Here is a 23,518-nt window from a genome sequence, read left to right as displayed (position 1 = left end):
AAAAATATAGATAAAGAATTATCAAATTATGCGCTTAAAGAATTTCCCAGAAGTGGTCAAAACAATATTGAAACCATTGCCCAAAAAAGATTATCCAGTTCTGGACACATTTTCATTTGTATCAGTGTGGTTACAGTATGTCATGGATAAAAGTATAGTGAGTATGAGAGATTTATTTCAAAGACTAAATAATCAAGGGATAGATTTAAAAATATCAAATTTTTCCAAGGCAAGTAAAAAGAGAGATACTCAAGTATTTTTGGAGATAATAACTGAATTAAACAATCAACTGAGAAAGAAAAAAGGAAAGGAAGAAACCCAAGCATTATTTCCTATAGATTCAACAATTATTACATTAACAAGTAAATTATTATGGAGTCAAGGATATCATCAAGTAAAACTATTTTGTGGGTTAGATAGTTTGACATCAGAAGTTGGTGGAATGGTGATTCATTTTGGGCAAGGACATGACCATAAATATGGACAAGAAACAGTAGAAGCAATTCCGTCAAAAGGAGTAGGGATAATGGATAGAGGATTTGCATCCTCCGAAAGAATATCTGAATTAAAACAACAAAAAAATAAAGCTTTTGTCTTAAGAATTAAAAATAATGTCACTTTAGAAATGCTAGAAAATGGTAATTGTAAAGTTGGCAAAGATGAAAGAGAAGTGGAAATTAGAGTAGTAGCATTTTGTGATATAGAAACTAAGAGTGAATTTCGTTTAGCAACAAACTTATTAAATGAAGGAGAAGAGCAAGTTAGTAATCAAGAGATTATGGAAATTTACATACAAAGATGGCAAATTGAATTGTTATGGAAATTCTTAAAAATGCACCTCAAGTTAGACAGACTTATGACAAAGAATGAGAATGGAATTAGAATTCAGATAATGTGCTGTTTAATCGCTTATTTGATATTGCAACTAATAGAAATACCGCAAGAATTTGGCAAAACTTTATTAGATAAACTCCGTTATCTTCAGTCCTATATGTGTCAGGAAATAAGTTATGTTCATTGGTTTAGAAAACTTATTTGGATAAGATGAAAAATAGCACTTATAGGCTAAGTTTATTTCAATATGTAAAGTTTTATTACGCTATTCAACATTTCTGGTTAATCGGGATAATTTATTTCTTGGAAGTACCTAAAATTCTTAACTTATAATCACATTACATTAATTGATGCTTGGATAATTATTTATAATTCACTATTACACAAATAAAGACTTATAACTTAAACCCCTCTCCACAACTGGAAAGGGGTTAATTATCACTACTGAAAATTCAATTTCAGCAATACTTAATAAGCATTTTGTAACTCGTAAAAATCAGGCGAGATGTAATCTTTGCGTAAAGGCCAACCTACCCAATCTTCCGGCATCAAAATCCGTTTTAAGTTAGGATGACCTTCATAGATGATGCCATACATATCGTAGCTTTCCCGTTCTTGCCAGTCTGCTGTTTTCCAAATCCAGTAAACTGAGGGGACAGAGGGATTTTCTCTGGGTAAAAACACTTTCACCCTGATTTCTTCGGGACGGTCAGCATTATCACTGACTTTGAGTAAATGATAAACACTTACCAATTCTTCTCCTGCACCTAAGTCAATCCCTCCCTGAAACTGGAGATAATTGAACCCATAAGCATACAAAGCTGTAGAAATAGGTAGTAGAAAATTTGCAGGGACTTTAATTATTTCTACACCGTTAGCGTCAAGATCTAAGAACTCATGGAAAAAGCCATTTTCCGCTAACCATTGGGAAACTTTACCGGGTTGAACTAAAGCTGCTTCTGCTGCGGGAACTGGTTTCAATTCTTCTTCAGCCACGTGCTTGTTCCTCCTTCTGTGTCTTTGCTGTCAATAATCCTGGGGGTACAGCCATACCAATTGCTTCTGTCAATTCTTTGGGCGGGTTAAAGCGAGTATCGGACTGCATATACTTACCAGTTAAGATTTCGGGAACTGGCTTCATATTATGAGTTGTACTGTAGTAACGGTGAACTTGCTTGATGTTATCCCGTTCCTGCATGGACTCGTTGGCAATTTTTTTCCGCAGTTTGATAATTGCGTCAATTATCGCTTCTGGACGAGGAGGACAACCAGGTAAATATACATCTACGGGAATTAGTTTATCAACTCCGCGCACTGCTGTCGGGGAGTCAACGCTAAACATTCCCCCAGTGATTGTACAAGCACCCATAGCAATCACATACTTGGGTTCGGGCATTTGTTCATAAAGACGCACCAATTGGGGAGCCATCTTCATGGTAATTGTCCCGGCAGTGATGATTAAATCGGCTTGGCGGGGGCTGCAACGAGGAATTAACCCAAACCTATCAAAGTCGAAGCGAGAGCCGATTAATGCCGCAAATTCAATAAAGCAGCAAGCTGTACCAAACAGTAAGGGCCACAAACTAGAAAGCCGCGCCCAGTTGTAAAGGTCATCAACGGTGGTTAAAATCACGTTTTCTGACAGTTCATGGGTGACTGTCGGCCGTTGTATGGGGTTGATGATTTGTTCTGTTTCTGGGGTGATGATATTAGAATTTAAGACCATTCCAAAGCTCCTTTCCGCCATGCGTAAACTAAGGCGATGATAAGAATCGAAATAAAGACAAGGGCTTCGATAAATGCCAATAAACCTAACCGGTTAAATGCAACTGCCCAAGGATACAAAAATACTGTTTCTACGTCAAAAACAACGAAGACTAGAGCAAACATATAGTAGCGAATATTGAACTGAATCCAAGCTCCGCCAGTAGGTTCTAGTCCGCATTCGTAGGTAGTACGTCTTTCTAGACTGTTACCACTGGGTCTAAGAATTTTTGAGGCTGACAGTGCTAGGACTGGTACTAGGCTACACAGGATGAAAAAGCCTAGAAGGTACTCGTAACCGCTAAGAACAAACACAATGTTTTTCTACCGCTAATGGTGTAAGGGAATAAGCTATCAGTTATCAGTTTTATGGATTGATAGGTGGCAACTGACAAGTGTTCAGTGAAATATATGGATAATGTTCTTTTACATTATATCTTTTAGGGTTTTCTGAAATCTGGGCAACAGAGAAGATCCTTGTATTTGAATCCTTTTGATTAGTGATAGAAAAGTCCAGCAATTATGTCATAATTTGTAACGTATATTTAATAATTCCCCTCTGCGAGACTAAAAGCCATGAGTGAACAAGCTGAACAAGCTATGGAAACTCCAGTGTTAGACCGCTATGAGTGTCGCTCTTGCGGTTATGTTTATGAACCTGAGAAGGGAGACGATAAAAGTGATGTTCCCCCCGGAACACTTTTTGCGGAACTGCCGACAAATTGGCGTTGTCCAGTTTGTATAGCGAAGAAAACTGCTTTTGCGAATGTTGGACCGGCGGGTACTGCCTCTGGTTTCAAGGAAAACTTGGGTTATGGTTTAGGTGGTAATACGCTGACACCAACTCAAAAGAACATTTTGATTTTTGGGGCTTTGGCTCTGGGATTCTTGTTTTTTATTAGTCTTTACGGACTACAGTAAAAACCGCCATTTTTATTTACGAGCAACAGGGAACAGGGAACAGGGAACAGGGAACAGAAAGAACTTCCCTTTGCGGGGAATTCGACAAAAATCTACCAAATTTAGGAAAACCTCAGTAATACTGATGCACTCAATTGTTAAAAAGTGGCAAAAATTTGTTGCCGCATTAATAGTAGTTATCGCTTGTATTGGGTGTAGTAGTGTGTCTTCTATTAGCTACAATCCCTGGCAAGTGATTAATGTTCCCACAGATGCGAAACTGCTAGATATTGGCTTTACTGGTAACTCTCAACATGGTTATTTGGTGGGTGGTAATGCCACTCTCTTAGAAACTAATGATGGTGGTGAGAATTGGCGATCGCTAAAATTAGAGTTGGATGATCCTCGATATCGCTTTAACTCTGTGAGTTTCTCTGGTCAGGAAGGTTGGATTGCTGGAGAACCTTCTCTATTGCTGCATACGACTGATGAGGGTAAGTCTTGGTCACGGATTGCTTTAAGCGAAAAGTTACCGGGTAGTCCCATTTCTGTGACGGCAACAGGGGAAAATGCGGCGGAAATGGCCACTGATGTGGGGGCTATTTATCAAACTACAGATGGTGGTCAAAACTGGAAAGCCAGTTTGGAAGCGGCTGTTGGTGTGGTGCGGAATTTGGAGCGATCGCCTGATGGCAAGTATATCGCTGTTTCTGCTAAAGGGAGTTTTTACTCTACTTGGGAACCTGGTCAAAATGCTTGGCAACCGCATAACCGCAATAGTTCCCGTCGTTTGGAAAATATGGGTTTTACTAACGATGGACAAATGTGGTTGTTAGCACGGGGTGGTCAGGTGCAGTTTAGTGATCCGACTAAACCTGAAGAGTGGTTAGAGGTAGAATATCCAGAGTTGTCCACGAGTTGGGGTTTACTGGATCTAGCTTATCGGACACCTGAGGAAATTTGGGTCGGTGGTGGTAGCGGTAATTTACTCCGCAGCACTGATGGCGGTAAAACTTGGGAAAAAGACCGTGATGTCGAAACAGTTGCAGCTAATCTTTACAAAATTGTATTTTTTAGCCCTGATCAAGGCTTTATCATTGGCGATCGCGGTGTTTTACTCAAATATAACCCCAAACCAGAGGCAACAACAGCCTCAGCGGCTTAATTACACTCAACTATGGATGTATTCGCCAGAAGAAAGTTGTAAGTTGTAACTCTGTCTAAACTTTGTAGGATAATAAACTCAATAATAGTTTTTGATAAGGGAGTGAAATAAATGGCAGGTACCACTGGAGAACGTCCGTTTGCTGACATTGTTACCAGTATTCGTTACTGGGTAATTCACAGCATCACCATTCCCGCATTATTTGTTGCTGGTTGGTTATTTGTCAGCACTGGTCTGGCTTATGATGTGTTTGGCACACCTCGTCCTAATGAGTATTTTACTCAAGTCCGTCAAGAAGTGCCAATTGTAAGTGATCGTTTTGACGCAAAAAAACAAGTAGAAACCTTTATTGGAAAATAATTTGAGATCATGACTAGCGGTAATAACATCAATCAACCAGTTACCTATCCCATTTTTACAGTCAGATGGATCGCTGTGCATACCTTAGCTGTCCCTACTGTATTCTTTTTGGGCGCGATCGCCTCAATGCAGTTTATTCAACGCTAGGAGTTAATCATGGAAAGAACGCCTAATCCCAATCAACAACCGGTTGAATTAAACCGTACCTCTCTCTATCTAGGACTACTATTAGTCTTCGTTCTGGGAATTCTATTTTCCAGTTACTTCTTTAACTAACTGGTCTTTTTAACGTCAGTTGCTAGTTAGGTAATAAGTAATAGGTAATAGGTAATAGGTAATAGGTAACAAGTTACAGAAAGAATATTCTCAACCGACAACTGACAACCGACAACCGACAACCGACAACTGACAACTGACAACTGACAACTGACAACTGACAACCGACAACTGACAACTGACAACTGACAACCGACAACTGACAATTTTTGTAACTGAGGAAAAAACTGTGTCTGGAAGTGGAAGAATTCCCCTGTGGGTCGTCGCTACGATCGCAGGATTAGGTGTAATAACTGTTGTAGGTATTTTCTTTTATGGATCTTACGCAGGAATTGGTTCTTCAATGTAATCTCATAGCAGGGAACAGGGAATAATGAACAGGGAATAGGCCGTTTGAAAGTCTGTTGTGTTATGACTTTTTTAACCAATCGCTGTTCTCACCTACCTGGTAACTACTATTCTGAGAGAAGATAGCAATTAGAAATACAAAAGACTGGATTTTTGCTTGATTATCATTTCTGAACTTCTTTTGCAAAAATCGCTATAAAAACCGCCTAAATCAATGAGTTAGGCGGTTTTGTTTGTAAATAAGTAATTGGTGAGAAAAATCAAGCAACCAATTACTCATCTCCTAATTAAGCAATATCTTCGCTTTCAATGTATGAAAACAAAAATGCGAAAATAACTGCTGGTAAAACCAAGCCAGTTAGGGGAACGAGGATAGAGGGTAAAAAAGAGGAATAAGCCAAAATAGTAGGCAAAAATGAACTTGACATAGAATTAAAGTCCTGTAAAGTCTTACTACAATTCAAATTGAGCTTACTGCAAAACCCTCCCTAATTTGCCAAATTATCAAGATTTTTAACACAGCTTTTTACATTCCCAACATTTCATCCATTTCTATGGTTGGTAAATTAGGGGGAATTACTGTCTTAATAATCGTGAATTTGTCACTTTCCTGCTGAGTAGTCTGATCAAGAGCGATCGCCGATAACCGAATTTCTAAGCAGCCAAAAGGAACTTTGAGGTAAATTGCCGTTTCTTCTTCTCCCCAAGGATTAGAACGTAAATCTGACAGAATATGTGGTCCATCCAGGAGACTCCGAGTTTGGTAATCTTCCACCCATAACTTAACAGCTACCGCAGATGAAACTTCGGGTATTTTTACACGCACCATTACAGATGTACCAGCAATAAGTTCACCTTCTGCTAAAGACAATTGGGGAGTTGGTAAAGACTCCATCATCACGCCAGATTTCTCTGGTGTAGCTTTATCCTCCGGGACAAGAGAATAATTATCATCCTCTATAGCTTCATCACCCAAGCTATCCCCATCCTCTGTCACCACCAGATCATCTATAACTATTTCTTGAGACAACCATCCAGGCTGGGTTGTGATTGAACTGGTGATAGTGACTATTTCCGGTTCATTAAGTTCTAAAAGAAGATTGTCAGCAATAGAATCTACCTGAGTTGCTATTTCCTCATCAGCATCCTTGTTTAAGGATTCTTCAGACACAGTTTCAATTAATAAGTATCCTTGGCTGTCTACCCATTGTTGCAAGAGAGGGGAATCCTCCTGGGAATCAACCACATTCGATTCCTCATCCTGGGAAATTAAGTAATTGTCCTGAGAATCAACTACATTCAATTCCTCCTCCTGGGGAATTAAGTAATTTTCCTGAGAATCAACCATATTCAATTCCCCATCTGCAATCGCCCCCGCCACAATTTCCGCGATTAATTCCGCATAGGATGTGTCCTCCAGCCTAGACTCATCAGTCTGTGGCAGATCATCAATTGGTGATTGCGGTATTTTTACTGATGAAGTTCCTACAGGCAGTAAAAGTGGCGATTTTTTCAGAGGCGCTAATTCTTTCTCTGCAACATCTAACTGATCAGTGACTGTTTCCCCTGGAGTCCGCTTAACCCGCAACCGTTTCAAGTAAGGTAAAGTAGTGTTGATCGGTTTAATTGCCAACTTTTTCAAATCAATTGGATGAATAGCCAGGGTTTTTGCCAGAGAGTCTGGTTGAGAATCAGTAGTAATATCAGGTGTGGAATTTTGAGGTAAATTTGGTAATTGTGGTGAAAAAACTTTCAAGGATACCAGAGGTTTAATCTGGGGTGGTAAAGGTCGGTTTGGAGAAGGTTTTAAAATGTGAAACTGGGCTAAATTTGGCGTTTTAGCTACATTAAAAAGTTCTAATCGAATTTTAACAGAGGGCTGAGGCTTAACCGGTGGATTTGTTTCTGGTAAATTTTGACGAGAAGGGGATAGGAAAGTTTGTCGTGCTAGTAATTCAGTGACGTCGGCTGTAATCGTGAAGGTATGATTGGCTAAGAGTATGACCTCACCAACATCAGTTAATGCACCATATAAATTAATATCGGCTAAAAGTAACTTAGATTCACAGTTGAGGGGAATATGAATCAGACTGCTAAAACCAAAAGGTAAGACTTGATTTGTTAATGGTTGCTGAATCCGGTTGAGAATTTTGGATTCTAAAGGCGATCGCAAGGCAATTTCTAGCCGGAGTTGGCAAAGTCCCCCCATAGAAAATCCTTCATCTGCCAGATTCTCTATTTCATTTACTTCCACATCACCATGAATCGTAAAATTGTCCCCCCAAGGAACAATATAAGTATCTTGATCTAAACTCAGATTCAGTAGTAGAGGTGGTGGTAAAGTCGGCGCATTTTCAATAGTCTCCTCATCTAGTAAGGGTTCATCTTCAGGTAAAGCTAAATCTAATAAGTTTTGTAAAATTTGCTCAGTTGTTTCCCCCTTAAACCAGACGGGAGTACCGTGATTCATCACAATACTGACTTCAGTATCAGCCTCAGTCGTCACAGCTAGATCAGATTCCTCAACCAGTTGAGGAGGCAGCGCAGCGCTAGTTTCTAGGGGTGATACGTGAATAATGAGGGTGCGTTGCCAGGACTGACCCAGCATATCTGACATAATATCTCCAGAGCATCGCAATTCCCAAATCCCTGGCTTAAAGTGGGTAAAAGGAATTACAGCCATCAGTCCTTCACTATTAGTCCGGCGCGATCGCTTGAGAAGTCTCCGTTTCGGTGGAACCTCATCAATAGATATATGGGTGACTCGCACATCAACATCCGTATTATTCAGACCAGAACGAGCCAAAATTCGGTAATTACCTGCCCAAACCTTCAAATTTGACGACTCCAACGTGCGCCAAGTATGATCTCCCTGTTTCTGTATCAGAAATTGCCAGTTTTCCATTATCAATAAAGCCTAAACCTAAGAGCAGCCAATAAATATTTTGCATTAACCTGCCTGTCAGTTTAACCGTTCTATCTTCTCTTAACCCAAGTTAATATCTAGTTGTCATTTGTCAGTTGCTTCGCCGTGAGCGTCAGCCGATAGCGTAGGGTGGCGTTAGCCATACTGTCAGTTGTCAGTTATTTGCTAACCAACAACTTAACATCATCAAATTTCATTCCAGTTTATAGCAACCTATAGCGATTTTGATAATAAGCCACTATCTGTTTAAACCTTTCCCGACTTTCTGCATCAGCAGTTGGTGTCCATGAAACCCATAAGCCAGAAACTTGACTTTGGTTGTAATCAAACTCCACAGATGTTTGCGGAATTAGTCCCACTTCCACACCTACCACCTGACGAAGATGCGCCGCCACTTCCCGATATACAGCCAATGGTAAACCAGCAAATGTTATTTGCTCCTGTAAATTCATAGCTATGAAGCCGCCCCCACAGGATTTCCCACCGAAATAGGATTACCCACAGAAGCTGTAGTAGCTGGTTTAGATACCTTAACTGGTTGTTCCCCGACTTGTTTAGCAACTTCAACACCGTACTGTTCCAAAATCACAGTCGGATTAGCACCTTTGCCCATTTCAATGCGGTTTACCAACACCCCATTCACCAGTCTTTGTCCTGGTTGTACATATCTACTAGTTAGCTCATCCGGTACTTGCACAATTGCTTGAGGTACTTTACCAATTAAAATTACACCAGTCACAATCACACCTTTAGCCGTCTCTGGTTGTGGCGCCGGTGGTAATATCGTCTTCAGCTTAGGAGACGATACAGATCCAGCCAAAACCGCCGGTAAAACTGGTCTTATCCAAGGTTTTTCTGCGATCTGTAGTGGTTTTTTGGGTAACAAAATTGCTGGTTTAGTTGCTACAGGCTGGGTTGGTGCTTTCGGGGAGACTTGTTGTTTAGTTGCTATTGTTTTTATTGGTTTTGGCTGACTTGCTGTAGGTAAAGGAGGTAATTTAGGAACAGCAATTTTCTGACCAGGAAGCTTAGTTTTTGTCACACCTATTGACTCCACAATTTGCCCAAAAGGATCAGTTCTTCCTTTCTGTACCACCAACAAACGCTCCGTACCATTTGTTGGTTGAATCAAACTGTCAACTGAACCAGAACTCACGGGTAGTTTACTAGATATAAGAGGATTATTAAAAGGTTGAGTCAAAGATGGTGGCTGTGCCGGTTTCGGAGTAGTTACTTGAAGACCAGGATTTGATTGAGGACTGGCAGGATTAGTAGCTGTTGGTGGTTCACCTATAGTACATCCAGTAAGTACCAAGGTTGTTAAAATAGCTGCGGCAGCAATATGGGAATTTTTACTCATTAGCTGTTCTTAAAAACTATAGGAAAGTTTGTTTATAGAGACATCCGGTAAGCGTAAAACTCAGTGTCTTTAGACCTGAGATATAAGCGACTCGTGCGGTTTTAACCGCATAGAGTTTTTTTGTAAAGATTGGTTAAAGTACGTAAAAGTTCATCGCCTTTGTACTTAATGGTGTTATACTGTTCACAACAGGAACGGTAATCAACCTGTCTAAAAACCTAGCGGCCTAACGGCTTTTCTGGTCCTTGACTCTTGTTGATATGGGGTTCTATTCCATAGTTATAGTGACTGCCCTCCGAATAGGTAAAATCTTCATGGGAGCTAGACAACACAGAATTTAAACTCAATCAAAATTTGCAGCAATGCAACTACCTCCGGGCGGGAGGAAAATTAACGCTTGGGGAGAGAACCACCTCTGACTTAGATACCGCAAGGGGTCTAAGCTAAGTGGACTCGTTGAACCAAGAATCTCAGCGGCTTTAGCCCTGAGAGTGTCAAAGGAATAAAATGTTGCTGATCAGCCCTTGTTTTAGACCACAGTCTTAATTCTGTCCTCTTTATAACCTAAATTTTGATATTTCGTAATCCTATTCCATAACTAATCTTCTGTCGCACCAACCATAATTTTTTTCAACAAATCTAAGCCTTTTTTAACTTGGCGAGAAACTCTGACTAGTCCCAAATTGAGTTGTACTAGTTGATTGCGATTAAAGATAGTTGATGATGATCAAGCTTGATGCTGAGATTATTTTTGTTTATCTGCTACCTTCTTTTGATTAAATAAGTAATATTATGTAATTAAATAGTTAAGTTTATCTCAAACCTGAAAACATAAAGATAAAATAAAATTTTAGGTCAGTGAATTTACATAAATAGTCAACAGCCATAGTTTTCCCAGAAAAAAACCAAGATGCACATTAATAGCTGAGTACATCTTGGCTGGGGTGATTATCACAAATCAATTCTTGTGACTTCTGAATTCATTTTCAACATCATGGAGGTATATTAAGTTACTAAATTGCTAAAATATTTATACAGTATACGCTCCTATGATGTTGTATCAATATTTAGGAAAGGGGTTCAATACGTGCGTAGAACAAACCACGAATCTTCACTTCTTTAGGTTCACCTGCACCTAAATCTGTATCAGAAGGTTGTTCACTTTCAAAAGTTCCAGCTATTTCACCAGAAGTATTGTCTACTTTGGCTACTCGTAAGGAAATTTTACCTGGGAGAATTTCTGCACGTTTAACATTAGTACGGGTCAATTCTTCATTATCAGATCCGGCTGGTAAAGCTACAGCGTTATCATAGCCACTGACAACACCACGACCTTTAGGATCTAAGAAAGCAGCGCCACGATAGGAAGGTACTTTAAAAGTTCCTTCAAAGTCAGTGGACGTATTGATGCTAGTTAAATTAGGTTGTGTTTGTGCAACTAAGTTTTTGATGGTAAATAAGAAGGGTACTAGTTCACCACCGGGAAGTTTAACTGTGATAGCTTGGAAGTCAAGACCATCTTCTTCCTTAAAGGTTAAGCTCTTGTCTGCATTACTGGTTAGCTGACCTTGTACTTGATCAATAGTAGAAGTATATCTAGTCATAACTTTACCAGGTACAAATTCTGCTTTTTGACGTTTGTTGGCAGGTTCTTCCTTAACAAAGAAACTGGTTGGTTCTAAACAAAGTTCTTTGATGCTATATTTCACGCTCGGATCAATAGCAATTGAACCACGACTAGTTTCTGCTAGTTGGGGGCATTTGTTAGCCAAGCCGGTGCCGCGAATTTGTTCGTAGGTGAGTACATCACGGACGCTGGTGGAAGGTTCATCACTGCAAGCGGTGATTAGCCCTAAGCATAGAGCCAAGAAAGCAACAATTAAAGCGCGATACCTCATGGTTAACCTCAATCTCAAAAATTAATATCTAAGTTGTCAAACTGCTTTAGTAAACGTACTTGGACGCAATGCGTTCCTGAGTCGGGAATTCAAACCATAGACTAAGCAGCGAACCACATCCATTTTGGATGATGTATGTGTTTTCAGGACATACAACAAGAGTGTTTGGATAGGGAAATTAGCCAGATCATACGATTTTTTTTAACTCAAAATCAAAGCGCTCTAGTGGTTAAATTTGGCTGCCGTACAGCACAAATCATGGAAAAGCCTTCTCTACCTTACCATCAAGGATTCTCGTTACCTGAGAATAGTGAGAAAGTTATATATTCAGGAGGTAGGGGTGCTGAGTAGGTGGAAGTAAGATCATCAAAATATGTAAAGAAAAGTAAAGTTGCCCAAAATTTGTTTTCTTGCGATCACGACAATTTTTAACGCCAACTTACTGACCACTATATACAGCAGATTGCAGATTAATGAGGTACAGGATCTAAATTCAAACCCATTAAGCCAGTTTTACTCCTGACTTGGGGACTCTGAATTCTGCTGTATGAATTTTTTGTTGATCAATTTAAGGACTTTTCCAGTATCGTATTAGTTTTATGGAGTAAAACGTTCCATGAACCATGATCAAAATTGTGCATCTGGGGATTTGTCCTGCCAGCTACAGGCGATTTCCGGTGCGGTTAAAGATGTAGCTCAGAACTGTGAAGGAGATGTGATTGCATTATTGGCTTTGCTACGTCATTTAGAAAAGTTGCACAAAGAAATTCGGGATGGGGTGTTTCAGGAAAATTTGCCGACTAATCGCCAAAGATTATACTCGCTGCTTCGAGATATTGAGTCTGAGGGTGGTTGGCCTTATATTGCGCGAATGCGAGTACAAGCTTTGTTAGTAAATTTGTCGGAGGAAGTTAGTGATGAGGATGTTCTTCCCAACTATACTCATAATGTTTTCAAAATTGATGGCTCGTTAGAATAGTTCAATTTATCTTGTAGATTGGATTGATATTCATAAGAGGAAAACAATGGCTGGGATATTATCAGTTTCTCGGACAAATTTAGCTCAACGCCGCCAAAAATTACGTCGGCAGCGACAACTCAAAATTCTTCAGGCTATTTGGCGGACGCTGGCTGTAACTGGATTTGCTGCGGTTTTATTCTGGGGGGCAATCCAACCGATGTGGGTGTTAAAGGATTCGGGGCAAATAGTGATTAAATCCGGTGGTCAAGTTTTGACGCAAAAGGATATTTATTCATTGTTGGGGTTGTCGTCTCCCCAGTCTTTATGGCGAATTGAACCTTCCCTGATTGCTGATTCTTTAAGAAAACAACCGAATATTGCCCAAGCTACGGTTAGTCGTCGTTTATTACCTCCTGGTTTAATTATTGAAATCCAGGAACGAATACCGGTAGCTATAGCTCAAGTAACTACAGATCAAACGGTCACTAGTTGTGTTCTGAATCCGGCTTTCACGGGTAAGTCTACTGAGGTTAAGTCTTGTTTACAAAATAGCGGTACGGCTAACAAACAAAATGAACTGGGTTTGTTAGACGCTGGTGGTGTATGGATGCCTTTATCAACCTATATCTCCATTAACCCCAAGGCGAAATTACCTCGACTCATAGTCATTGGGGTGATCGCTCAATACAAGCCATTCTGGACGCAACTTTATGAAGCTATCAGTAGCAGTTCTCTCAAGGTGACGGAAATTAATTTTCAAGATCCTACAAATTTAATTTTGAAAACTGAATTAGGAAATGTGCATTTAGGTAGCCCTAGCAGTAGATTAACTAAACAAATTCAAGCACTTGTCCAAATGCGCCGTTTACCAAATGAAGTTAATCCTAGTAATATAGATTACATTGATCTCAAAAATCCTGCTATTCCATTAGTACAAATGAATCAAAAAAAATCAGGCTTAGTTATCAAGAAATCAGACTTACTGAACAAAACACCAATCCGTTGACAATCAACATTTTTGCTTTCTACCTCCTTCTGCCTGTGCCTAGCTCAACAGACAAATCATTTAAACTACTAATTTCATATTTTTGTAAATTAGGTATATATTACACATATAGATATGGGATTCTTTAGCCATTAGTTACAAAATCATGCCAGAAGTTGTAAAATTAGTAACTAAAAAACATTCATCAAAAAACGTGGGGAGGTTATTAAAAATTATTACTAGTACAGCACGGCGTAAATAAATCAACCATTCTTAATCGCCAAAAAGCTTGCCCAATATTCCTTTTGACTTTTGACGAACGCCCGGCGGTACTAGTACACTGCCGGTTAAGTGAATGAACCATTCTCAATTGCCAAAAAGCTTGCTCAATATTACTTTTGACTTTTGACGAACGCCCGGCGGTACTAGCATTAAGCTCTATCAAACAGTTAATAGCCCGTTGAATGTCTGCTGTCAAGCAGTTCCAACAGCTTGAAATCCATAGATAGGGTTGTTTTGTTATAGTGGGAGCTACGGAGAAGTTTAGCTAACGCTATTGTTGAATTAATCTGTTGCTGATAAAAAGGATGAGATCAATCAATGTCTATACTTTTTGGAACTATACTTTTTAAGAATAGGGGGAAGGAGTTACATAAGTTAGGAATCACTGAGTAAAATCCTGTGATCAAAAGAGTTTCATAATCAATTGATGTCTTAACTATCTTGGCAGTTGCCAGATCATAAACTGTAAAGCTAATCAACAATCCATAAGTAACAGGGTTAGCCGGCAATAGTCTGAATATCTGACTCTACAACTGAGGTTTTATACCTCTTTCATGGACAAATTACCACATCTTACCTGCCATCATGTAGGCTGGGAAATAGTAAAAAAAATAAAATCCGCTGCCAAGATAAATTTTGGCACTTAGTTGACTCTTAGGTGAATTACACCGAAAAAATTCGTTTATATACCTTTCACAAATCCAATGACACTTGATAATAACCAAGGGCTGACTCATAACTCTCAAACTCCGGGACAACTAGGGTTCTCTCCGGCTGTTAACTCCAATAATCCCTTTAGTAACTCTGGGCTAAATTTCGCCCAAGGGAAGGATAGCAAGAGAATTTCTTCTGAAAATAGCGGTATTGGTGAAATTGTGCCAGGCCGTGTTGCCAATATTAAGGTGATAGGTGTCGGTGGTGGTGGTGGTAATGCTGTCAACCGCATGATTGAGTCTGATGTGTCCGGTGTTGAGTTTTGGTCAATTAACACTGATGCTCAAGCTTTGACTTTAGCGGGCGCTCCTAGCCGCTTGCAAATTGGACAAAAATTAACTAGAGGACTGGGTGCGGGTGGAAATCCGGCAATTGGTCAAAAGGCGGCGGAAGAATCTCGTGATGAAATTGCTACTGCTTTAGAAGGCGCAGATTTAGTATTCATTACTGCTGGTATGGGTGGTGGTACAGGTACAGGTGCAGCCCCAATTGTGGCAGAAATAGCCAAGGAAATGGGCGCTCTTACGGTTGGTGTGGTGACTCGGCCATTTATTTTTGAGGGACGTAGACGCACTAGCCAAGCAGAACAAGGGATTGAAGGCTTGAAAAGTCGGGTAGATACCTTAATTATTATTCCCAATAATAAGTTGTTGGAAGTGATTCCTGAACAAACTCCTGTGCAAGAAGCTTTTCGCTATGCTGATGATGTATTGCGTCAAGGTGTGCAAGGAATTTCTGATATTATTACCATTCCTGGATTGGTCAACGTTGATTTTGCTGATGTGCGGGCTGTGATGGCTGATGCGGGATCGGCTTTGATGGGAATTGGTGTGAGTTCGGGCAAGTCTAGAGCTAGAGAAGCGGCGATCGCGGCAATTTCTTCACCTTTGTTAGAATGTTCCATTGAAGGAGCTAGAGGAGTTGTCTTTAATATCACTGGTGGTAGTGATCTGACCCTTCATGAAGTTAATGCTGCGGCGGAAACAATCTATGAAGTCGTTGATCCTAATGCCAATATTATTTTTGGGGCGGTAATTGATGACAGACTGCAAGGAGAAGTCAGAATTACTGTGATTGCAACTGGATTTACGGGAGACATTCAACCTCCATCAGCACAAACTGTAGTTACCCCTAGAGTCGTCACACCTACTCCCACAACTACCAGAAGACCCTCACCACTACAACAACCTGTCAATAACCCCAGTCCAGTTGTAGAACAACCAAAAGAAAAACCTTCTTTGGATATTCCCGATTTTCTGCAAAGACGACGAACACCACCAAAAAATTAACTGATAGTAGATATGAGATTTTAGATTAAATTCACAGTCTCAGTTGAGGCTGGTGTATACAAGTTGTTAGTTATCAGTTGTCAGTTGTCAGTTGCGAGCAGGAGGAAGGAAGTAAATAAATTTATCCCCTGCTCCCTGCCCCCTGCCCCCTGCCCCCTGACTATTTATTAGCTTCTACCCATTGAATGACCTGATGGGCAAGGTGAGTACCATTAAGACGGTCAATTTCCCGGATGCCTGTGGGACTCGTGACATTAACTTCCGTTAGGTAGCCACCAATTACGTCAATCCCCACGAAAATTAAGCCATCTTCCCGGAGTTTTGCGGCTAAATGGCGACAAATTTCCTGTTCTCTTGGGGTAATGGTGGTTTGAGCAACTGTGCCACCCGTGGCCATGTTATTGCGAAAATCACTACCACTAGAAAGACGATTGAGCGCACCTATGGGTTCACCATTGAGTAAGATAATCCGTTTATCTCCCTCCTTGGCTTGGGGTAAATAGTTTTGTACCATAACGGGAACTTGACCTTGGAGCGTGCTAAGTTCGACAATGGAATTAAAATTGCGATCGCCTGATTGTAAAAATAGAATTCCCTCTCCCGCTTTATTCCCCAGTGGTTTAAGAATTGTTGCCTCTTTCGCTTCCACAAACTGCTTAATTACTTGTTTGTTAGCGCTGACAATGGTTTCGGGAATACATTCCCTAAATTGGAGAGCATACATTTTTTCATTAGCATCACGAATCCCTGCTGGATCATTGATCACCAAAGTTTTATTTTGGTCAATATAATCTAGAATATAAGTAGCATAAAGGTAAGCATCATTAACAGGTGGATCAGTCCGCATAAATACGGCATCCATTGTTTCTAAAGGAGTAAAAGCACTAGGGCTTAATTTAAACCAAGGATTAACAGCTAACCAACGCCCCTCTAGTAACTCCACGGGAACAAGTTCTACCTGCTGCAAGACAGCCCAAACTTTACCATCAATAACACTCAGCAAATTTGCCTGAGTTATCCAAATTTCGTGTCCTAGAATTTGCGCTGCTTCCATCAAAGCAACACTAGTATCATGGCATGGATCAAGCCGATGGATGGGATCAATAATAAAAGCTAGTTTCACCCTTTATACCTCTTTTATCTATGAGTTTTCATATTAAATATCCCCGACTTCTCCAATTAATTTATTCATCTCAGGGAAAAGGAGAGCAAGAAGTCGGGGATCTAATCCACAATATTTTAAGAAACTAGCATCTCATCTAACTTACCTTGACGGTCTAAAGCGTAGATATCATCACAACCACCAATGTGAACATCATTAATAAAAATTTGTGGTAAAGAGCGTTTTCCATTAGCTCTTTGGGACATTTTATCTCTTGCTATTTCGTCTCCATCAATGTTGTATTCGATAAAATCAACACTTTTGCTTTTCAGTAGACTTTTAGCACGCATACAAAACGGGCAAGTTGTCCAAATGTAAATTTCTACTTTTGCAGCCATAATATTCTCAACTAAACGTAATACTTCTTAATTTTAGACCTAAGTGAATGGGGACTGGGGACTGGGGACTGGGGACTGGGGACTGGGTAATGGGTAATGGGTAATGGGTAATGGGTAATGGGTCAAACATTCTTCCCCATGACCAATGACCAATCACCAATCACCTATTCCCACTCAATAGTTCCAGGTGGTTTGGAGGTAATGTCATAAACCACACGGTTCACCCCTTTGACTTCATTCACAATGCGGGTAGAAATTGCTTCTAGAACATCGTAAGGAATCCGCGCCCAATCTGCCGTCATACCATCTTCGCTGGTAACAATCCGTAAAACAATGGGATAGGCATAGGTGCGTTTATCACCCATAACACCAACGCTGCGAATGGGTAATAGAACCGCGAAAGCTTGCCAAACCTCATTATATAAACCGCGTTGATTAATTTCTTGCCGAACAATTAAATCAGCATCTCGCAAAATATTCAAGCGATCGGAGGTGACTTCACCTAAAATGCGAATGGCTAAACCAGGTCCGGGGAATGGTTGACGTTGGACAATTTCTTCTGGTAAACCAATGGAACGCCCGACTTTGCGAACTTCATCTTTAAATAGTTTCCGCAGTGGTTCTACCAGTTTAAATCTCAAGTCTTTTGGTAAACCACCCACATTGTGATGACTTTTAATTTTCACTGCTACCCGTTCACCATTTTTTGGATCAACATTGGTATCAGCAGATTCAATTACATCTGGATAAAGTGTGCCTTGAGCTAAGTAATCAAAATGACCAAGATTTTTTGATGTTTCCTCAAAAACACTGATAAACTCATGTCCGATGCGGCGACGCTTTTCTTCGGGATCGGTTACTCCAGCGATAGCAGAGATAAATCGTTCGCGGGCATTAACATATTCTACGGGAATATGAAACTGTTCTTTAAATAACTTTACTAACCTTTCGGGTTCTAGTTTTCGCATGAAACCCTGATCAATAAATACACAGGTTAGCTGCTCACCAATAGCTTTATACAGGAGAAAAGCCAGAGTAGAAGAGTCTACACCGCCAGATAATGCTAACAATACCCGTTTGTCTCCTACCTTGGCGCGAATTTCCTGAATTGATTCTTCGACAAAAGCGGCTGTTGTCCAAGTTGGTTCACAGTCACAGATATGGTAAACAAAGTTACGAATTAAGGCTATACCACCTTGAGAGTGAACAACTTCGGGGTGAAATTGGACTCCATAGAGTTTTTTATCATGGTGAGCGATCGCTGCACAGGGAGTATTATCAGTATGTGCCAGTAGTTCAAAGCCGGAAGGCATGGTTATGACTGAATCTCCATGACTCATCCACATGGTTGTACCCTCTTCGACATTAGTTAATAAATCTGTAGGATCGTCTATATATAGAGATGCTTTACCGTATTCACCCCGTTCGGCTTTGATTACTTCTCCACCCAGTTGATTAACCATGAGTTGCATTCCATAGCAAACACCAAGAATGGGTACTCCCAATTTCCAGATTTCTGGGTCACAATGGGGGGCGTAGTCGCTATATACGGAGTTTGGACCACCGGAAATGATAATCCCTTTGGGGTTGATTTTTTGTAACTGTTCTGCTGTGGTGCGATAGGAAATAACTTCTGAATATACTTGTGTTTCGCGGATACGACGGGCAATTAATTCAGAATATTGAGAGCCAAAGTCTAAAATGACAATTATTTGACCTTTAAGGTTCCCAAAATTTTCCTGTGTTTGGGGTGTTTCGACTGTTGGTAGAGTCACCGCTGTATTCATGGTAGAGAAAGTGTTTCGTGGAGGACAAGAAGTCACAAACTGTGATTTTGATGATTTTTGTGATTAATAATTATCAGTGATCACAGATAAATTAATCATGCAAATCATAGTTTAGGTTTGAAAAATATTTATTTGAGATACTTATACCAAATTAAGATCAAGCTGCATTGAATAAGATTTCAAGAATAATTGACCGCAGATAAACGCAAATAAACGCAGATAAAGACGGATGAATTAACTAATGGATTTCATATTTCTGTGCTGGCTTTACATAAAATTGGTATTAGGATAATTTTTATTAAGTTAGCACAATTTTTCCAGTAACATACAACCAGTTTTACTTTTAACCAGGATTTGGCGATCGCGGTCAAAAAGCACAGAACCACAGGCTATGATGGTTTTACCTTGTTCATTGTGGCTATCCATATATGCTTGGGTGCGCGTATCAATTGTTTCCGCAATGGAGTTATAAATCTGATTTACCCAATTACTCCCAGTATTAATATCTAGACTTCTCAGATATTTTAATGCTGCTTCTGCTGTAGGACTGTGAAAAACGGTTTGAATATCTGGAGAATTTAATCCTAGCATGGCGCAATGGGCTGTGAGAATTTCCCGCCGACCATCAGCTAAATGATGATGAGTGTGAAAGATTCCCCCCGCTAGTTTCATCAATTTACCGTGATAACCAAATAATAAAATTTCTTTTACACCTAAAACATCAGCCGCTATCAACATGGGTCCCAACCAGTTAGCCGTTTTTACCATTTGTGCGGGGTTGATACCGAGTTTTTGGGCTAAATCTAAGCCATTTTCGCCAATACAAAAGACTAAAGTGGAAAATTGACTGGCTTTTGCTGCTAAATCAGCGCGGAAAGCTGATAATTGATCTGGTGTACTTAAAGGTTGAGAAATCCCTGTTGTTCCTAGTAAGGATAGTCCTTCCACTACCCCAAAAGCAGAGTTAGAAGTCCGAATTGCGAGCGATCGCCCTTCTGGTAAAATAATTGTTACCTTGATTTTTTCCGTCGGTGCTAATAATCGCTGTAAATTTTCTGTTAATAACCTTTGAGCATAACCATAAATCGCCGCTTTTCCCTCACCATTAAGTTGTTTACCAATTCCCTCTCCACCCTGAATAATTACTGTTTCTCCATCTCCCTCATACCATGCCACTACAGCCCAAATCGGCGTATTCTTCGTTAAATCTAGATTATCACCCGGATTACTGCGAGTCATTCCTAAAGCCTGATTTTCCGATATTCCCGCTACTTGTTCAATGGGTATTTCGGCAATTTCCGCAGGTTCAATTAAGTCTACAGTAGTAATCTGCAAAGATTGATGATGGCGTAACCAATGCAAAGCCGCAACCGCAGCAGCACAAGCAAAAACAGGTAAAGTGTATCCAGAACTGGACATATTAACAATTTAAAATTAACAATTCAAAATTCCCGAAAAATCTTACCAATTACCAATTACCAATTACCAATTACCAATTACCAATTACCAATTCTAAACCCCAACTTCTGATAATAAAACCTGCATATCTTCCCAAGAAATATCTTGTTGAAGATAACGCGGTGAGTCAGGATTATAGGGACTTGCTATGCGGTCAATTGTGATAATTATAGCGGTATCTGGTAACACCGGGACATCGGGATCATAAGCAGTTGGACGCATCAAAGAACTAGAAAAGCCTTTAAACACGGCAATTTGATCTGGTTCACCATCAATTTCTACATTAATAATGAGAACTTCTTGCGATTTTTTAATGGTATATTGTTCCAGTCTTTTGCTAATAGAGTTATTCATGCAGTCGGAACTATGATTTTTGTAATTAGTTTGATGTGGATGATTTATTCATCGGAATAATCACAGGTAAGAGTTTTTTCTAACTTCTTACTAAATTTGCAATTGCTTAATGTGTAGCTGAACGTCCATATTTGCCAAGTTTAACAGCGACAAAATAACTTAAATAAACTACGTAAATTGCTAAAGTAACTATCCCCAAAAATCCGAGAAAAGCAGGTTTGCTATTGTGGTGAAAATAGTCTTTAAATAATAATGGTGCTTCTAACCAAACGCTACAGTAAGGGGTTTTGAGAGCAGTTCCTGAAAAAGCACACCCCAAAAAAGGTAGAAGAGCTATTGCCCCTAAACTACAATAAACTGTTGTTGCCCAACGCCAAGAAGTAAAAATCAGTTTTAATGGACTATTGGGATAATAGTCAATTTCGTCATTGATGTCTACCCAAAACCATAGCGCTATAGGAATGAGAATTTGCGCCATTAAAGCAGAGATAAAACTGACTCCGAAACCACCAATCATCAAGTACATACTAATAGCTAACAAACTAGCTACTCGCCAGTAAATCATTAATAAGCGCTGCATTCCTTCGGCTTTTTGTACAAATGTCCAAACCAGAAGAATTAAAGGAATAATCAGCGTAAATAATAACGCCAGTCGGTAGTCCATCCAAACATAGGCTCTAAACCATACTTGTGTCATAAAGTCAATAAAAAAAATAGAAAAATTTGTGAATAGATATTTGATAGTTTAGCGTGGCGTTAGCCGTTCAACAAAGAAGTTTGTTTAGTGACTGGACTTTGTTCCCACGTGAAAAACGGGGAGTTTATTCCCCGTCTGGTTCAAATCCATTGATTAATGGTGCTTAAAGCCATTGATATCCCAAAAAATTATCACTCAATAAAACAGGTACAACTCCTGGTTTTAATCTTCGTACAGACGACACTCATCTGCTTCTGGATTAGCATCGCAGTATTGCTCTAAAGAGTTTTTGGGTTTAACTTGACGTTTGTGAGAAGCTTCAGCTTGCAATTCTTCTACAGCATCCCACGCCGCAGCACATTCAGCGGAGTTGCTACCTGAGATATCACATACAGCGCGAGCCTCTTCAACTTCTTTTTGGATTTTTTCTTGGATCTCGGTAGTGGCTTTTTCTTGGATATTAGTCATGATTTTGTCTCTTTATGTTTTGTTTATACTAGTATAGAAAAAGTTTGAAAATTGTAGTTTTCTGTCTCTGAGATTACTAGTTTTACACTTTTGGTGATAATTCTGCTGGGTAGTATCTCCTCAATAGGCTTTTTGCTAATTGAGCGAGATATATCTAGAGTATTATCCCATGAATATGATAAGCTGTTATACCTATAACTTGCATGATCTTCATTTTGAATACAGACTTGGAAGATCGTTTGTAAGCATTTTCTGAGAAATTGTGATTGAATATACTGGCTTGTAGGTTGATTATTTACCTGCACTCACTATTCCTGACCATTGCACCTTTTTCTCTTTTTCTCGCCGATAGGAGAAGAAATGTTTTGGAGTTTGGAAAGTACAATAGGGAGCGATTGCCACTTGTTCTACACTAAATCCTAATTGTTCCAATTGTAAAGCATTTACCCGACGCACATCTAAACGCACCTTTCCTGGTTCTGGATCTCGAAGCAAAGGTGAATTAGGTAAATCGTGTAAAGCAGAAACCACTTTTTCTGGTTGACCATCTGGTATAATGCTACCGCCAATTTCCGCCGCCACTTCCACGGAGACTTGGTAAACTTCCCCAGCAATAGCTGGACCCATTGCTACTCGCAAATCTATTAAATTACTACCATGCGATCGCATTCTTGCAATAGCTTCAGGCACAATTTTCGCCGCTGTACCTCGCCAACCAGCGTGTAAAGCCGCCACCTGTCCAGTCTTGACATCGCCAATTAACACAGGTGTACAATCAGCAGAAGCCACCCACACAGATTGTAAAGGTTGATGACTAATTAAACCATCTGCCAACGCCAAATCATCATCACTGATATTGACATGATCATCAACTTCTTGGGGAGTTAAAACAGTATTGCCATGTACCTGTTTCAAGCGATAAGCTAAAGCATCTGGTTGTAGAACCGAAGTTAGCTCATGAGGTAAGCGTGGCCAAAACTGTTGGGTAAAGAAACCATGAGACCAGGGTTCTAGAAGATTGCAAGTTAGGTAAGGTAGACCTTCCCAATTGTGCCATTGCCAAGTGTGCATCTTTAACCAAACCTCAATAGACAATTCATAACCTTCAATCAATTCTATAGCAGGAAGAAGGAGTCAGGAGGTCGGAGTTCGGAGTTCGGAGTTCGGAGGAAGAAAGAAGAATTTTCTCAAT

At 39.9% G+C, this 23,518-nt stretch carries 27 protein-coding genes; 10 read left to right on the top strand and 17 right to left on the bottom strand.

Going from position 1 to position 23,518, the window contains the following annotated elements:
- Positions 1-28: 28 nt before the first annotated feature.
- Positions 29-1,048, top strand: coding sequence for a transposase (locus CA730_RS02215; protein WP_053537527.1), 1,020 nt, complete (start codon positions 29-31; stop codon positions 1,046-1,048).
- Positions 1,049-1,302: 254 nt separating this feature from the next.
- Here CA730_RS02215 and CA730_RS02210 read toward each other — a convergent pair whose 3' ends face one another.
- The 3 genes from CA730_RS02210 to CA730_RS02200 are packed head-to-tail and all read right to left on the bottom strand — an operon-like array spanning position 1,303 to position 2,913.
- Positions 1,303-1,830, bottom strand: a complete 528-nt coding sequence (locus CA730_RS02210; protein ID WP_096663399.1) for an NAD(P)H-quinone oxidoreductase subunit J — start codon at positions 1,828-1,830, stop codon at positions 1,303-1,305.
- Positions 1,823-2,560, bottom strand: coding sequence for an NADH dehydrogenase subunit K (locus tag CA730_RS02205; RefSeq protein ID WP_096663396.1), 738 nt, complete (start codon positions 2,558-2,560; stop codon positions 1,823-1,825). Before CA730_RS02205 ends, CA730_RS02210 begins: the two co-directional genes overlap by 8 nt.
- Positions 2,551-2,913, bottom strand: a complete 363-nt coding sequence (locus CA730_RS02200) for an NAD(P)H-quinone oxidoreductase subunit 3 (protein WP_027404721.1) — start codon at positions 2,911-2,913, stop codon at positions 2,551-2,553. The genes CA730_RS02205 and CA730_RS02200 overlap by 10 nt, the downstream gene beginning before the upstream one ends.
- 261 nt (positions 2,914-3,174) lie before the next feature.
- On the opposite strand from CA730_RS02200, the gene CA730_RS02195 reads away from it, so the two are divergent.
- The 6 genes from CA730_RS02195 to CA730_RS02165 all read left to right on the top strand — a co-directional run bounded on the left by CA730_RS02195 (position 3,175) and on the right by CA730_RS02165 (position 5,648).
- Entirely contained in the window at positions 3,175-3,519 is a 345-nt protein-coding gene (locus tag CA730_RS02195; RefSeq protein WP_096663393.1) for a rubredoxin, read from the top strand.
- A gap of 124 nt (positions 3,520-3,643) precedes the next feature.
- Positions 3,644-4,663 (top strand): photosynthesis system II assembly factor Ycf48, encoded by a 1,020-nt coding sequence (locus CA730_RS02190; protein WP_096663390.1) that lies wholly within the window; start codon positions 3,644-3,646, stop codon positions 4,661-4,663.
- A gap of 111 nt (positions 4,664-4,774) precedes the next feature.
- The gene (gene psbE / locus CA730_RS02185) at positions 4,775-5,023 is read left to right on the top strand and encodes a cytochrome b559 subunit alpha (protein ID WP_027404718.1); all 249 of its coding nucleotides are present in this window, start codon (positions 4,775-4,777) and stop codon (positions 5,021-5,023) included.
- Between the two features lie 9 nt (positions 5,024-5,032).
- Positions 5,033-5,170, top strand: coding sequence for a cytochrome b559 subunit beta (gene psbF, locus CA730_RS02180; RefSeq protein WP_010997987.1), 138 nt, complete (start codon positions 5,033-5,035; stop codon positions 5,168-5,170).
- Positions 5,171-5,179: 9 nt separating this feature from the next.
- Positions 5,180-5,299: a photosystem II reaction center protein L gene (locus CA730_RS02175; protein ID WP_015081482.1), complete on the top strand. Its 120-nt coding sequence runs from the start codon at positions 5,180-5,182 to the stop codon at positions 5,297-5,299.
- A gap of 229 nt (positions 5,300-5,528) precedes the next feature.
- The gene (locus CA730_RS02165) at positions 5,529-5,648 is read left to right on the top strand and encodes a photosystem II reaction center protein J (RefSeq protein WP_071604787.1); all 120 of its coding nucleotides are present in this window, start codon (positions 5,529-5,531) and stop codon (positions 5,646-5,648) included.
- Positions 5,649-5,934: 286 nt separating this feature from the next.
- On the opposite strand, the gene psaI is transcribed toward CA730_RS02165, so the two are convergent.
- From psaI to psbO, 5 genes are all read right to left on the bottom strand, one after another.
- Positions 5,935-6,075 carry a photosystem I reaction center subunit VIII gene (gene psaI / locus CA730_RS02160; protein ID WP_071992853.1) on the bottom strand — a complete coding sequence of 47 codons (141 nt, stop codon included), beginning with the start codon at positions 6,073-6,075 and terminating at the stop codon, positions 5,935-5,937.
- 98 nt (positions 6,076-6,173) lie between these two features.
- Positions 6,174-8,552: a hypothetical protein gene (locus CA730_RS02155; RefSeq protein WP_096663387.1), complete on the bottom strand. Its 2,379-nt coding sequence runs from the start codon at positions 8,550-8,552 to the stop codon at positions 6,174-6,176.
- Between the two features lie 224 nt (positions 8,553-8,776).
- Positions 8,777-9,025: a hypothetical protein gene (locus CA730_RS02150; protein ID WP_096663384.1), complete on the bottom strand. Its 249-nt coding sequence runs from the start codon at positions 9,023-9,025 to the stop codon at positions 8,777-8,779.
- 2 nt (positions 9,026-9,027) lie between these two features.
- Positions 9,028-9,933: a hypothetical protein gene (locus CA730_RS02145; protein WP_096663381.1), complete on the bottom strand. Its 906-nt coding sequence runs from the start codon at positions 9,931-9,933 to the stop codon at positions 9,028-9,030.
- 1,067 nt (positions 9,934-11,000) lie between these two features.
- The gene (gene psbO, locus CA730_RS02140; RefSeq protein ID WP_096663378.1) at positions 11,001-11,831 is read right to left on the bottom strand and encodes a photosystem II manganese-stabilizing polypeptide; all 831 of its coding nucleotides are present in this window, start codon (positions 11,829-11,831) and stop codon (positions 11,001-11,003) included.
- Positions 11,832-12,447: 616 nt separating this feature from the next.
- Between psbO and CA730_RS02130 the strand changes: the two genes are divergently transcribed.
- Together CA730_RS02130 and CA730_RS02125 are read left to right on the top strand one after the other, a co-directional pair.
- Positions 12,448-12,810, top strand: a complete 363-nt coding sequence (locus tag CA730_RS02130; RefSeq protein WP_096663372.1) for a hypothetical protein — start codon at positions 12,448-12,450, stop codon at positions 12,808-12,810.
- Positions 12,811-12,856: 46 nt separating this feature from the next.
- The gene (locus CA730_RS02125; RefSeq protein ID WP_096663369.1) at positions 12,857-13,798 is read left to right on the top strand and encodes a cell division protein FtsQ/DivIB; all 942 of its coding nucleotides are present in this window, start codon (positions 12,857-12,859) and stop codon (positions 13,796-13,798) included.
- A 205-nt stretch (positions 13,799-14,003) separates the two neighbouring features.
- Here the strand turns inward: CA730_RS02125 and CA730_RS24050 are convergent, their stop codons facing one another.
- Complete coding sequence (locus CA730_RS24050) at positions 14,004-14,255, bottom strand: hypothetical protein (RefSeq protein ID WP_157749899.1); 252 nt, start codon at positions 14,253-14,255, stop codon at positions 14,004-14,006.
- A gap of 508 nt (positions 14,256-14,763) precedes the next feature.
- Between CA730_RS24050 and ftsZ the strand changes: the two genes are divergently transcribed.
- Positions 14,764-16,062, top strand: a complete 1,299-nt coding sequence (gene ftsZ, locus CA730_RS02120) for a cell division protein FtsZ (protein WP_096663366.1) — start codon at positions 14,764-14,766, stop codon at positions 16,060-16,062.
- A 160-nt stretch (positions 16,063-16,222) separates the two neighbouring features.
- Here the strand turns inward: ftsZ and gshB are convergent, their stop codons facing one another.
- From gshB to pgeF, 8 genes are all read right to left on the bottom strand, one after another.
- Positions 16,223-17,185 carry a glutathione synthase gene (gene gshB, locus CA730_RS02115; RefSeq protein ID WP_096663363.1) on the bottom strand — a complete coding sequence of 321 codons (963 nt, stop codon included), beginning with the start codon at positions 17,183-17,185 and terminating at the stop codon, positions 16,223-16,225.
- Positions 17,186-17,301: 116 nt separating this feature from the next.
- Positions 17,302-17,562: a glutaredoxin 3 gene (grxC, locus tag CA730_RS02110; RefSeq protein WP_096663360.1), complete on the bottom strand. Its 261-nt coding sequence runs from the start codon at positions 17,560-17,562 to the stop codon at positions 17,302-17,304.
- A gap of 164 nt (positions 17,563-17,726) precedes the next feature.
- Positions 17,727-19,349 carry a glutamine-hydrolyzing GMP synthase gene (guaA, locus tag CA730_RS02105; protein ID WP_096663357.1) on the bottom strand — a complete coding sequence of 541 codons (1,623 nt, stop codon included), beginning with the start codon at positions 19,347-19,349 and terminating at the stop codon, positions 17,727-17,729.
- Between the two features lie 303 nt (positions 19,350-19,652).
- A complete protein-coding gene (gene cbiD, locus CA730_RS02100; protein ID WP_096663354.1) occupies positions 19,653-20,768 on the bottom strand; it encodes a cobalt-precorrin-5B (C(1))-methyltransferase CbiD in 1,116 nt (371 codons plus the stop codon).
- Positions 20,769-20,861: 93 nt separating this feature from the next.
- Positions 20,862-21,161 (bottom strand): DUF7734 family protein, encoded by a 300-nt coding sequence (locus tag CA730_RS02095; protein ID WP_096663350.1) that lies wholly within the window; start codon positions 21,159-21,161, stop codon positions 20,862-20,864.
- A 106-nt stretch (positions 21,162-21,267) separates the two neighbouring features.
- Complete coding sequence (locus tag CA730_RS02090; RefSeq protein WP_096663347.1) at positions 21,268-21,858, bottom strand: DUF3177 family protein; 591 nt, start codon at positions 21,856-21,858, stop codon at positions 21,268-21,270.
- Between the two features lie 222 nt (positions 21,859-22,080).
- Positions 22,081-22,326 carry a Calvin cycle protein CP12 gene (locus CA730_RS02085; protein ID WP_096663344.1) on the bottom strand — a complete coding sequence of 82 codons (246 nt, stop codon included), beginning with the start codon at positions 22,324-22,326 and terminating at the stop codon, positions 22,081-22,083.
- 291 nt (positions 22,327-22,617) lie between these two features.
- Positions 22,618-23,397, bottom strand: coding sequence for a peptidoglycan editing factor PgeF (pgeF, locus tag CA730_RS02080; protein WP_096671223.1), 780 nt, complete (start codon positions 23,395-23,397; stop codon positions 22,618-22,620).
- Between the last annotated feature and the right edge of the window lie 121 nt (positions 23,398-23,518).

Source organism: Dolichospermum compactum NIES-806, assembly GCF_002368115.1.
Classification (GTDB): domain Bacteria; phylum Cyanobacteriota; class Cyanobacteriia; order Cyanobacteriales; family Nostocaceae; genus Dolichospermum; species Dolichospermum compactum.
This window is presented reverse-complemented; position numbering and strand designations above follow the sequence as displayed.